This is a genomic window from Mycobacterium attenuatum (assembly GCF_900566085.1).
GTDB classification, from domain to species: domain Bacteria; phylum Actinomycetota; class Actinomycetes; order Mycobacteriales; family Mycobacteriaceae; genus Mycobacterium; species Mycobacterium attenuatum.
The window spans coordinates 21,386-29,578 of sequence record NZ_UPHT01000084.1 but is presented as its reverse complement, the minus strand read 5'-3'; the positions used below and the strand labels follow the sequence as shown (position 1 = coordinate 29,578).

Sequence of the window (8,193 nt, the reverse complement as noted above, 5' to 3'; positions counted from 1 at the left end):
CGTCGCGGATCAGACCGTCACGCACCCCGTGCAGCATGTTCACAATGTTGCGGAAGGCCTGGTTCATCTGGCCCATGGTGTCCAACGAGGTCGCCTCGGCCAGACCGCTCCAGCCCGCGCCGGAGATATTCTGCGAGGACGCCCACATCCGGCGGGCCTCGTCCTCAACCGTCTGAGCGTGCGTCTCGAAACGGCCCGCCATCGCCCGCATCGCGTGCGGGTCGGTCATAAAGCGTGAAGTCACCTGATTCTCCTTGCTTGGGAGTTTGCTTGGATTCTTTGACTTGGTTTCTTTGCCTAGAGACTGCCTTGGTCAGTGTCGTCTGTTGTTCGTGGGTGCGATGGCCGAGCAGCTACGCGTTGACGCAACCGCCGACCGGAGAACTATGGATGATCCCCCCTTTCCAGCCGACGGCCACCGGGCATCGCGGTACGGCGACACGACATCGGGCACCGACCGCAGCATTGGATCCGACGACCATGGCGCTCGAAAGCCTCGGGGCACGGACTCGGCCGAGTAGCCGGACCGCTGACGGACAGACCGGCGCGAGATCGCCTTAGGACTGACGGCCGTAGCAGAATCCATCCCCCGGTCCCCAGCTGCCTGAGTGGTCAGCCAGCGGCGGCGGCGTTGGCGGCCTCGGTGGCCGCGTACGAACCGGAACTGGTTGCCAATGTGTTAACGAACATTTCGTGTATCGCGGCGGCCTGGGCGCTGACGGCTTGATACATCTGCGCATGCGCAGCGAATTGGGCCGCGGTCAACGCCGAAACCTCGTCGGCGGCCGCTGGCACAACCCCTGTCGTGGGGGCCGCCGCGGCGGCGTTCTGAGCGTTCATCGTGGTGCCAATACCCTGCAGACTCGCGGCTGCAGCGGCCAGCGCTTCCGGCTGCGTGGTCACAAATGACATGCTGATTTCCTCCCTTGATTGTCCCCGGCACCGCTCTACTGCAAGAGAGTAGATGACCGACCGGCGCCAAGTTGCTTTCAACGTCACGATTTAGCAAGTGTTCACGTGTTGGCACGGCAAATTCACCTGTGGTAACGACACAGTAACAGCGGAAAGGCCTGTTTGTCGTCCGCTCAGCAAACTCCCAAGCAAACATGTAGGAAGTCCGGTGCCGACACCTCACGCGTGGTGGTACACGCCCGGCCCGGATCGTGGGCATCGGGGCGCGTTCCGCGTGGGTGCTGCAGCGTCGGCGAGGCACGGCACAAGTTGATTGTCAGCCGGCAAAAGGCGGGCGGGCCATCACGGTGGGCCGGAAGCCGTAGCGTGGCCCGGCGGTCGCCGCAGCTCCGCTACCGGCACCGGCTAGTGGCAGTCCGCCGAGCAGATTGCCGGCTGCCGTATCGGGTGCGGCGCTGACGGTGCTGATCGGCAACGGAGCCGCGTGACCAACCGCCGGGCCTATCCCCGCGATCGCGGCCGGCACTGACAACTTCCCCACAGAGGCCGCCTGGCCCATGCTTGCCGCTACCCCACTACCACCGCCGCCCAGCAGCCCGCCCAATCCCGCTAAGCCATTCGCAGCGGCGCTGCTGGCTGCCGAGGAGGCGGCCGGCGTCAGCCCCTTGCTCAGCGACAGCAAGGTATTCGCCATACCGGTCGAGAAGTAGGGCAGGCCTTCGATGTTGTATGCGGGACCGGCGAAGTTCCTGAATGCGGTGATGAACCACTGCGGGTTCAAGGTGCTGTTTCCACCTATCCCGGTCAAGATCGAGCCCAGGATTGAGTTCGGGTTGAAGACTACCGATCCCAAAGTCTCGCTGGTCGGAGTCAGCCCGACAAGAGCCACGTTCGAGGGCGACGCGAGACTTGCCAGTTGGGACTGCAAACCGTTAATCAGGTTCGAGAATGTTTGCTGCGCCGAGCCGGCCGCAGTGCCGGCCGCTTGCGTGACCGCGCCCGACTGTAATGCCGCTGCGGCTGGGCTGGTCGTCTGCGGCGGCGAAGCGAACGGAGCGATCTTCGTAGCGGTAGCGGACGAGCCCGCATACTGGTACATGACGGCGGCGTCTTGTGCCCACATTTCCCCATATTGGGCCTCGAGCGCCGCGATGGCGTTGGTGTACTGGCCGAACACGTTGGCAGTCAGCAGCTGCGTGAGCTCGGCACGGTTGAGCGCAACCAGCTGCGGGGGCACGATCGCCGCGTGCGCGGCCTCGTATGCCGCTGCCGCGGCGGTGGCCTTGGTTGCCGCCAGTTCGGACTGGGTGGCGGCGTTGCTCATCCAGGCCACGTAGGGCGCGATCGCCTCGGCCATCGATGCCGACGCCGGGCCAAGCCACTCTTCGCTCGCCAGGCCGGTGATCACGGCCTCGTAAGCTGTGGCGGCGGCATTCAGCTCAGCTGCCAACCCGTTCCAAGCGGACGCTGCGGCCGTCATCGGCGCCGAGCCCGGGCCGATGTACATCAGTGCGGAATTGATCTCCGGCGGTAATGCCCCAAAATCCATTAGTTTGACCCTTGTCTGCTCGCGACTGCGTTCGCCGCCTCGGGGGCCGCAAACAAGGCGGCGCTGACACCCAAGGTCTTGACGAACATCTCGTGGATGGTTACGGCTTGTGCGGATGCGATCCGGTACATCTGGGCATGGGCGGCGAACTGCGCCGGTGCCTCATCAGCTGCCGCTGGAACGGCGCCGGTCGTGAGGACCGCCACGGCGGCGTTGTGAGCGTTCGGTGCCGGGCCGATGCCTTGTGGGGTGGCGGCAACAGCCGGTGCTGCTGGCTGTGTCGTCACAAACGACATCAGTTTCCTCCCTCGAATAACCCTGTGCCTCACCGGCTTCAGGGCACCCCATCCCGTGATCACGGTACTTGGCCGTGATGGCTCGGCATGGTTCCGATGCCAACTATTCATTCCTGGACCGCTACTGTTCACTTATTGCTATCGAGCATTAATCTGCAGTTGGTGTTTGCATCAGCATCTATGCGGTTTGTAGCCTCCATTTGGGTTGCTCGGACTTGCTGAATCGGCATGCTCACGAGTTACCCGGCCGGCAGCGGGCGGGTGAGGACGTGGTGGCGGAAGCCGTATTTGTTGACGTAGCCGGCGGTGCGCCGGCCGGCGCCGGTCAGGGGTATTCCGCGCAGTAATCCCGATGTTCCGGCGTTGGTCGCGGTGGCTTCGAGGACGCTGACGGTCCCAGCTTGGCCGGACAAGGGACTGATGTCTGCGGCCGTGATGGCCGCCCACGTGGGTGGCACCGACAACCGGCCCACGGTTGCGGCCTTACCCAGACCGGCCGCCGGGGCACCCCAGGAACCACCCACGGCTCCCGGTGGCGCCAGCGCTCCACCGAGCGCGGGATTGGGCGCCGGAGCGCCCGGCAACAGACCACCACCCCACGCTATAAGCGAATTGACCGACCCCAGAGCGAAGTACGGGTAATTGGTAACCGAGTTCCAAATATTTGTCGACTCCCCGAATAGTGTGGCGAGCAGTCCGGTGGGTCCGACCACCCAGGGCGGAACCGCCAGCGACGACGGGGTCAGCGAGAAACCCAGTTGGGATAGCGGCGATGTCAGGCTGCCCAGCAGTGCAGTCGTCGACATGGCCGGAACATCGGTGGGTGCGGAGTTGGCTGCCGATGTGGTGACGGCCTGCGCGACGGCGGCGGCCTGCCCGGCTGCCGCCTCGGGTTGGGTGGTGATCGGCGGCGCCTGGAACGGCCTCAACTGCGTAGCGGTGGCCGAGGAAGCGGCATAGCCATACATCGCGACGGCGTCTTGTGCCCACATCTCGCCGTAGTGGGCTTCGGTGGCCGCGATTGCCGGTGTGTTCTGTCCGAAAAAGTTGGTTGCGATCAAGGTGAGCAACAACGCTCGGTTGGCCGCGATCACCGGAGGCGGCACCGTCATCGCGAAAGCGGTGTCGTAGGCTGTGGCGGCTGCGCGAGCTTGCATGCCCGCTTGCTCGGCTTGCTCGGCGGTGGCGTTGAGCCAGGCCACGTAGGGTGCGGCCGCGGCCAGCATCGACGCCGACGCCGGCCCTACCCACGGTGAGCTGGTCAGTTCGGCGATCACCGAGCCGTAGCCGGCCGCCGCCGTGTCCAATTCTGCGGCCAACCCGTCCCAGCCCGCCGCAGCGGCCATCATCGGACCTGATCCCGGGCCGGCATACAGTCGTCCCGAGTTGATCTCCGGCGGTAACGCCCCGAAGTCCAACACCCGCCCCTCCCTGGCCGACCGCGACTGCGACAGCCAAGCCGGTTGCGGCTACGCCATCACCTTGACCGCGAACACGTCGCGGGCCAGCACTACTGATCGCTATCTGAGCTGATGCCGGGGCGCATCGGTGGCCGCCAACGACGGCCGCTTATGGGTATACGGTCACCAACCGGAATGCGCCCTCAGCGTCGAGAAGCCGGGAACTATAACATCGGCAGTCAACAGTTCGGTCGTTGCGAACCCGTTGCATACCGAACACATTAAATTGCGAACTCCGCTTACCGCGGCCGGAACGGAGCGGGGGGTGACGCGGACGGCCTAGTCGCGACCCGGCCACACCGGCCGATGCCCGCCGGCTCCTAAGCTCCTACCTGCGAGAGCTCACCCCGTCTGCAGCTCGCCAGCTTGCGGCTAGGCCAGTAGTCGCGGTGCTTCCGCGGATAAAAATCTGTTCGCGGATAAAGCTAAATGGCGGACGTCATCAGTGCGGGCATAAGTCGCCAACCCGACTTCCGTGGATGGCGATCAGCCGACGTTGCCGTGGTGAACATGGTGACGTCGGGGGTTCGCCCTGGTAACCCAGTTCGCGGTGGTTTCGCTATCCGGCCGATGGCGGGCGGGCGAGGACGTGGTGGCGGAAGCCGTATTTGTTGACGTAGCCGGCGGTGCGCCGGCCGGCGCCGGTCAGGGGTATTCCGCGCAGTAATCCCGATGTTCCGGCGTTGGTCGCGGTGGCTTCGAGGACGCTGACGGTCCCAGCTTGGCCGGACAAGGGACTGATGTCTGCGGCCGTGATGGCCGCCCACGTGGGTGGCACCGACAACCGGCCCACGGTTGCGGCCTTACCCAGACCGGCCGCCGGGGCACCCCAGGAACCACCCACGGCTCCCGGTGGCGCCAGCGCTCCACCGAGCGCGGGATTGGGCGCCGGAGCGCCCGGCAACAGACCACCACCCCACGCTATAAGCGAATTGACCGACCCCAGAGCGAAGTACGGGTAATTGGTAACCGAGTTCCAAATATTTGTCGACTCCCCGAATAGTGTGGCGAGCAGTCCGGTGGGTCCGACCACCCAGGGCGGAACCGCCAGCGACGACGGGGTCAGCGAGAAACCCAGTTGGGATAGCGGCGATGTCAGGCTGCCCAGCAGTGCAGTCGTCGACATGGCCGGAACATCGGTGGGTGCGGAGTTGGCTGCCGATGTGGTGACGGCCTGCGCGACGGCGGCGGCCTGCCCGGCTGCCGCCTCGGGTTGGGTGGTGATCGGCGGCGCCTGGAACGGCCTCAACTGCGTAGCGGTGGCCGAGGAAGCGGCATAGCCATACATCGCGACGGCGTCTTGTGCCCACATCTCGCCGTAGTGGGCTTCGGTGGCCGCGATTGCCGGTGTGTTCTGTCCGAAAAAGTTGGTTGCGATCAAGGTGAGCAACAACGCTCGGTTGGCCGCGATCACCGGAGGCGGCACCGTCATCGCGAAAGCGGTGTCGTAGGCTGTGGCGGCTGCGCGAGCTTGCATGCCCGCTTGCTCGGCTTGCTCGGCGGTGGCGTTGAGCCAGGCCACGTAGGGTGCGGCCGCGGCCAGCATCGACGCCGACGCCGGCCCTACCCACGGTGAGCTGGTCAGTTCGGCGATCACCGAGCCGTAGCCGGCCGCCGCCGTGTCCAATTCTGCGGCCAACCCGTCCCAGCCCGCCGCAGCGGCCATCATCGGACCTGATCCCGGGCCGGCATACAGTCGTCCCGAGTTGATCTCCGGCGGTAACGCCCCGAAGTCCAACACCCACCCCTCCTAAGCCCCTGCTTGACCGATCGCGATCGCGACAGCCAAGCCGGTTGCGGCTACGCCATCACCCTGGTCGCGAACTCACCACGGGCCAGCAGTCTCTAGACCGCACCTGCCCATACCGCGAGTTGCATTGGCTGCCGATGCCCATCAGTGGCGCGCCCCCGCCGTCTGTTGAGTCAACTCGTTACCGGCAGTCATCGCTCAGCCGACACCGGGTCCATCTGCGGCCGTTACGGCCGCCGCTCCCGCGGGTACGGCCTGCAACGGAATGCCCCCTCGAGCTCCAAAAGCCCGGGATTTTAGCATCGCCAATCAGCAGTTCGTTCGTTATGAACCCGTTGCACATCAAACACTTTAAGTCGCCGAACGGCGTTCACCAGGCGAGGACGCCAACAATTCATTCCCCGCAAACCATTGTTAAGCTGTCGTTAAACACCGAGTTCGGTTGTGCCCACGTGACCTGCGCAAACCGGCTTCGCGGAGGACTGGACACCGAAGGCGCCGTCCGATATGAACTCCCTAAGCGCACCGCGCTCGCATGCGATCTCGGGTCTGTGAACACCTATGAAGATCTATAAATCTATGAAATGTCTTGGGATGACAGCGGTGTCGTCAGTCCTCATCGAGGATCAGCGCCATCTCGGGACATGAGGCGACACCATCGCGAGTCAACTGCTCGTCCTCCGGGCGCACCTCGCGTTCTTCCAGGACCGAATAGCCCGAGTCATCAATCGGGAACAGTTCCGGCGCCACCGCGTAGCACTGGGCGTGTCCCACACACCGCGACTGCTCCAAACGAACCCTCATGTGGTTTCCTCCCGGGGCCTCAGGCATTCGCGTTGTAGAGCCGCCCATGTCCGTCGAACAAACTTCCAAGAGGCTAGCCGAGCGCGCCGTCGTCAACCAGGTCCCCACACATGTCGTCGGCTTGGCGCGTGTTTGCCACCCGTGCGATATTGGCTTTGTCACCGGGCCCGGCTGCCTCGAAGGCCGTGAAAAGGGAAAGCGGACAGCACAAGAGTGAGTATTACCGAAGGCGGCGAGGTCGGCGCGTTTTACCTTCCGCGGCTTGAGTATTCGACGTTGCCGATGGCCAGCAACCGGGGCCTGGGCTGGAAGACGCTACGCGACGCGGGGCCAGTGGTGTTCATGAACGGCTGGTACTACCTGACCCGCCGTGAAGACGTGCTCGCGGCGTTACGCAACACCAAGGCGTTCTCGTCGCGGGAAGCCTTTCGGTCCCCGGGCAATCCTCTACCACTGGTGCCCCTCGGCTTCGACCCGCCGGAGCACACCCGGTACCGCAGGATTCTGCAACCGTTTTTCAGCCCGGCTGCTCTGGCCAAGGTTCGACCGGCGCTGCTGAGCCATACCGTCGCCATGATTGATTCCCTCGCCTCTCGCGGTGGATGTGAGGTGATGGCCGATTTCGCAAATCTGTTTCCGTTTCAGCTGTTTCTGGTGCTCTATGGCCTGCCGCTGGAAGATCGCGACCGCCTGATTGCCTGGAAAGATGCCGTCATCGCCATGTCGGACCGGCCTCACCCGACCGAGACCGACGCTGCTGCGACCCGCGAGTTGTTCGAATACCTCGCCCGAGCAGTCGCCGAACGCAAACAGAATCCGGGCCCCGACGTCTTGTCGCAGGTGCTCATCGGTGATGATCCGCTGACCGAGGTCGAAGTGCTGGGACTCAGTCACCTGTTGATCCTCGCGGGATTGGACACCGTGACCGCCGCGGTGGGTTTCTGCCTGTTGGAACTTGCGCGCAGACCGGAGCTGCGGGCCACGCTCCGCGGTAACCCCAAGCAGATCCGGGTTTTCATCGAAGAAATCGTCCGGCTGGAGCCGTCGGCTCCGGTGGCGCCGCGAATCACCACCCAGATCGTCAACGTCGGGGGTATGACGCTGCCCGCCGGCTCCCCGGTGCGACTGTGCATGGCCGCGGTGAACCGCGACGGCACTGACGCGATGTCCACCGACGAGCTGGTCATGGACGGAAAATTGCACCGCCACTGGGGATTTGGCGGCGGGCCGCACAGATGCCTGGGTTCTCATCTGGCTCGATTGGAGCTGACGATGGTGGTCGGCGAATGGCTGAAGAGAATTCCCGAGTTCAAACTGGCCCCGGGATACACACCCGAAATCCAGTTCCCGTCAAAGTCGTTCGCGCTCCAGACCTTACCGCTGCGCTGGGGCTGACCTCAGCCGACCCAACGCAGCGCTCGT

The 8,193-nt window shown here is 64.6% G+C and carries 8 protein-coding genes; 1 reads left to right on the top strand and 7 read right to left on the bottom strand.

Features of this window, described 5'->3' with window-relative positions; genetic code table 11:
* The 7 genes from EET13_RS14170 to EET13_RS14140 form a co-directional block, all read right to left on the bottom strand.
* Positions 1–244 (bottom strand): WXG100 family type VII secretion target (locus EET13_RS14170; protein ID WP_136623161.1); only part of this gene is annotated, 244 nt, incomplete at its 3' end.
* Between the two features lie 368 nt (positions 245–612).
* Positions 613–912, bottom strand: a complete 300-nt coding sequence (locus EET13_RS14165) for a type VII secretion system ESX-5 target PE19 (protein WP_122442884.1) — start codon at positions 910–912, stop codon at positions 613–615.
* A 316-nt stretch (positions 913–1,228) separates the two neighbouring features.
* Positions 1,229–2,461 carry a PPE family protein gene (locus EET13_RS14160; protein WP_122442883.1) on the bottom strand — a complete coding sequence of 411 codons (1,233 nt, stop codon included), beginning with the start codon at positions 2,459–2,461 and terminating at the stop codon, positions 1,229–1,231.
* Positions 2,461–2,757, bottom strand: coding sequence for a PE family protein (locus tag EET13_RS14155; protein ID WP_122442882.1), 297 nt, complete (start codon positions 2,755–2,757; stop codon positions 2,461–2,463). Before EET13_RS14155 ends, EET13_RS14160 begins: the two co-directional genes overlap by 1 nt.
* A gap of 239 nt (positions 2,758–2,996) precedes the next feature.
* Positions 2,997–4,178 carry a PPE family protein gene (locus EET13_RS14150; protein ID WP_425294243.1) on the bottom strand — a complete coding sequence of 394 codons (1,182 nt, stop codon included), beginning with the start codon at positions 4,176–4,178 and terminating at the stop codon, positions 2,997–2,999.
* Between the two features lie 598 nt (positions 4,179–4,776).
* Positions 4,777–5,958, bottom strand: a complete 1,182-nt coding sequence (locus EET13_RS14145; protein WP_425294242.1) for a PPE family protein — start codon at positions 5,956–5,958, stop codon at positions 4,777–4,779.
* A gap of 618 nt (positions 5,959–6,576) precedes the next feature.
* Entirely contained in the window at positions 6,577–6,771 is a 195-nt protein-coding gene (locus EET13_RS14140; RefSeq protein ID WP_122442890.1) for a ferredoxin, read from the bottom strand.
* A gap of 282 nt (positions 6,772–7,053) precedes the next feature.
* Here EET13_RS14140 and EET13_RS14135 point away from each other — a divergent pair, with 282 nt between their 5' ends.
* Positions 7,054–8,166, top strand: coding sequence for a cytochrome P450 (locus EET13_RS14135; protein WP_122442889.1), 1,113 nt, complete (start codon positions 7,054–7,056; stop codon positions 8,164–8,166).
* Positions 8,167–8,193: the final 27 nt, after the last annotated feature.

What these genes read in the sequence shown, in the direction of transcription:
- EET13_RS14155 (WP_122442882.1), bottom strand. Translation starts at nt 2,757, where the DNA reads ATGTCGTTTGTGACGACACAGCCAGCAGCACCGGCTGTTGCCGCCACC.
- EET13_RS14135 (WP_122442889.1), top strand. Translation starts at nt 7,054, where the DNA reads ATGGCCAGCAACCGGGGCCTGGGCTGGAAGACGCTACGCGACGCGGGG.
- EET13_RS14165 (WP_122442884.1), bottom strand. Translation starts at nt 912, where the DNA reads ATGTCATTTGTGACCACGCAGCCGGAAGCGCTGGCCGCTGCAGCCGCG.
- EET13_RS14160 (WP_122442883.1), bottom strand. Translation starts at nt 2,461, where the DNA reads ATGGATTTTGGGGCATTACCGCCGGAGATCAATTCCGCACTGATGTAC.
- EET13_RS14140 (WP_122442890.1), bottom strand. Translation starts at nt 6,771, where the DNA reads ATGAGGGTTCGTTTGGAGCAGTCGCGGTGTGTGGGACACGCCCAGTGC.